This is a genomic window from Protofrankia sp. CiP1_Cm_nod4, from assembly GCF_982290645.1.
In genome coordinates this window covers 8,239-10,816 of the sequence record NZ_CEVIVC010000166.1, presented here as the reverse complement: position 1 = coordinate 10,816, position 2,578 = coordinate 8,239, and the positions used below count along the sequence as shown (strand labels likewise).

The 2,578-nt window shown below is 71.7% G+C and carries 2 protein-coding genes; both read right to left on the bottom strand.

Going from position 1 to position 2,578, the window contains the following annotated elements; translation table 11 throughout:
* The coding region (locus AC5LSR_RS21285) for an Hsp70 family protein (protein ID WP_493465256.1) at positions 1-1,119 on the bottom strand (1,119 nt) is incomplete at its 3' end.
* A gap of 533 nt (positions 1,120-1,652) precedes the next feature.
* Entirely contained in the window at positions 1,653-2,162 is a 510-nt protein-coding gene (locus AC5LSR_RS21280; RefSeq protein WP_250282405.1) for a GtrA family protein, read from the bottom strand.
* Positions 2,163-2,578: the final 416 nt, after the last annotated feature.

Below are 2,578 nucleotides of genomic sequence, written 5' to 3'. Positions count from 1 at the left end.
TCCCGGCCCCTGTCCCGGCCCGTGGCCCGACGAGGTGGGGCCGCTGGCCGCGCCGACGGCGACCAGCGCGCCCAGCACGGCCGCGTACTGCGGGTCACGAGGCGGGCGGGGTGAGACACCGACCATCTCCAGCAGCAGCGCCGATATCCGCGGTATCCGCGTCGACCCGCCGACGAGGAACACCTCGGCGAGCCCACCCGGCCGCACACCCGCGCTCTCGGCCGTCCGGATCAGCTCCGTCATGGTGGCGCGCAGCTCGCCCTCGATCGAGGCCTCCAGGTCCGCCCGGGTGAGCTCGATAGCCCCCACGGATCCGCCGGCCCGGACGGTGTGGCTGGTGGCGGCCGACAGCGCCTCCTTCGCCGCGACGACCTGCTGGCGTATCTGGTCGCGCGACCGCTGACCGGACGGGCTCTGGTCGGCCCACAGCGCGTTCCAGGCCCGGGAGTCGGTCCTCGTGGCCCGCTCGCCGATCCTGCGCAGCAGGATGTCGTCGATCGTGTTGCCCCCGAAGCCGGAGCTGCCGCCCGGCTCGCCGCGGATGTCAAACCCGCCAGGTGCCGCGGTGAGGACGGTCGTCGCCAGGCTCGTGGCGCCGAGATCGTAGACGGCGACGGTCGTCCCCGGCGGGAAGCCGGCCGGATCGGCCTGCCAGCGGGCCGCCGCGACCGGTTCCGGGAGCAGGGTGACGCTGGTCAGGCCTGCCCGGAACGCGGCGGCCCGCAGCCGCTCGACCTCGACGGAACCCCAGCGGACCGGCGCGGTGAGGACCACCTGTGCCGGCGGCGGCCCCGGGAAACGGCTCATCGTCTCGTGCGAGACCTGGCGCAGGACGGCGGCGACCAGCTCGACCGTGGGGATGGCCGTGTCGCCGAGCCGCACCTGCTCGGTGCTCTCCAGAGCCCGCAGGGGGCAGGGCTGCGCGCGGTCGGGATGCGTCACCGCGATGTCGGCGGCGGCCGAGCCGGTCAGCAGCCGGCCGTCGTGGCTCAGGCTGACGACGGCCGGCATCGGCCCGTCCGGACCAAGCGGTAAGAGCTCCGACCGGCCGTCGACGGCGGTCGCGGCCACGGTGAAGCCGGTGCCGATGTCGACCGCGAGTGCCAGTCCGGTTGCCACGTCTCCCCCGGTGGGTCAGGTATGCGGATCTTCTGGTGCGGTCCGCGTGGATACGGCGGCACGTCATCCGGTGCGGCGGCCATGGTCCGGGTCACGGGTGGGCCATGCCCGACGGATGTCCGGTCGCGCGGACGGTGCCCGCGTCGGCCAGCATCCGTCGGGCACAGCCTGGGCATGGTGGCTGCGCCGACGGCGTCCGAGGCGGGGCGAATCCTCCTCGGTGCGTCTGTGAACCTGGGCTGAATACTACGCAGGGTCGCCGCGTGTCGGATTCCTGGTTGCCGGCCCGAGGGCGCCTGGACGCCGGTAGGCGGTGATGGGGCATCCGCGCCGCCTTCCCGGGCGGCCCGCCCGGGAAGCGAGGGTGGGGTGCGTCAGCCGAACCGTCCGGCCGGCCCCGCCGCACCTGGCCGGGACAGGGGCGAAAGCGTCGTGCGACGCCAGCCCGTCACAGAAACGGAATCCGCTGGAAAACCAGGAGCGTCCATCCTGGCGCAGTCCTTTCCGGGTATTTACCGGCAGCTTTCCCGTGATTACAGACGGCCTGCCGGCTCGGGTACGCGCTGGCCGCGGCGGGCGTCGGTCTCGGCGTGCAGCACGGCCTTCGGGTCGTCCGGGTGCAGGAAGACCCACCGCTTGTACGCCCAGAACCGGAAGATGGTGCCGAGGCCGGTGCCGACCACGTTCCCGGCCAGATTGAAGGCCAGCACGCTGTCCAGGCCCAGCACATAGCGGGCGATCCCGAGGCAGGCCAGGGCGATCCCGAGCCCGACGGCGTTGAGGATCACGAAGAGGGTGTATTCACGCCGAAGGCCGGTACGTGCGCGATGCGTGAAGGACCAGTGCCGGTTGCCGATGTAGGCGCAGGTTGCGGCCACAATGGTGGAGACGGTTTTCGCGCTGAGCCAGCCCATGTCGAAAACGCCATGGCACAGATTGGAGACGAGGACGTCAACCAGGTAGCAGAAGCCGCCGACGACACCGAACTTCGCCATTTCATGAACAAGTAGCTGCCAGCGTGACCGCCTGGAACCGCCGTCCATTGATGCCACGCTCACCTCATGTGATCTTGACCGGTTTGTGTCACCGGCTGAGCGTACAGACCGCTGTCCTGGACCCATCCGACCCCCCCGGGTTCCCGGCCGTTGCCGGCGGCCGGGGCACGGCCGCGACCGCGCCCCGAGCACGGTCGCCGGTAGCCCGGCCGAGTACACGGCCCACCGGTGCCATGCCTCGTCAGCACGATGCCCCATCAGTGCCATGACCATGGGGTCATGCGGCGGGCCGCCCGGTTGCCGATCTCCTCACGGTAAGTATGACCCGTGTCCCGGCGGGTGATGCCTGCGAGATGCTGTTCCGGCCTGACGCCTGACGGACAGCCCCACCTGACGGACAGCGTCGACCCGGTCGACACACGGCCCGGCCTGGCCGGCAGCGCCACCTGGCCGGTATCCGCATC